General features: G+C 69.4%; 1 protein-coding gene. It reads left to right on the forward strand.

Going from position 1 to position 638, the window contains the following annotated elements:
• Window positions 1-638, forward strand: a 638-nt coding sequence (locus FFK22_RS42100) for an acetoacetate decarboxylase (RefSeq protein ID WP_221939320.1), incomplete at both ends; no start/stop codon positions are given.

The raw sequence follows: 638 nt of genomic DNA on the forward strand, positions 1-638 counted from the left end.
AGACCGTGCGGGAGACCGCCTTCGCCATGCCGCTGACCAGCCCGGCCTTCCCGCCGGGGCCGTACCGCTTCGTCGACCGCCAGTACTTCATCATCCGCTACCGCACCGACCCCGAGGCGCTGCGCCGGGTGGTGCCGGAGCCGCTGGAGATCGTCGAGCCGGTGGTCAACTACGAGTTCATCCGCATGCCGGATTCGACCGGCTTCGGCGACTACACCGAGAGCGGCCAGGTGATCCCGGTGCGCTACCAGGGCCAGGTCGGCGGCTACACCCACCAGATGTTCCTGAACGACCATCCGCCGATCGCCGGCGGGCGCGAGCTGTGGGGCTTTCCGAAGAAGCTGGCGCAGCCGACCCTGGCGGTCGAGACCGACACGCTGGTCGGCACGCTGAACTACGGGTCGATCCGCATCGCCACCGGCACCATGGGCTACAAGCACCGCACCCTGGATCTCGCCGCCGAGGCCAAGGGCCTGGGGGCGCCGAACTTCCTCCTGAAGATCATCCCGCATGTCGATGGCAGCCCGCGGATCTGCGAGCTGGTGCGCTATTATCTCGAGGACGTCACCGTGAAGGGCGCCTGGGCCGGCCCGGCGGCGCTGGACCTGTACCCGCACGCCTTGGCGCCGGTCGCCGAG

The sequence above is a fragment of the Mycobacterium sp. KBS0706 genome (assembly GCF_005938675.2).
Lineage (GTDB): Bacteria > Pseudomonadota > Alphaproteobacteria > DSM-16000 > Inquilinaceae > Inquilinus.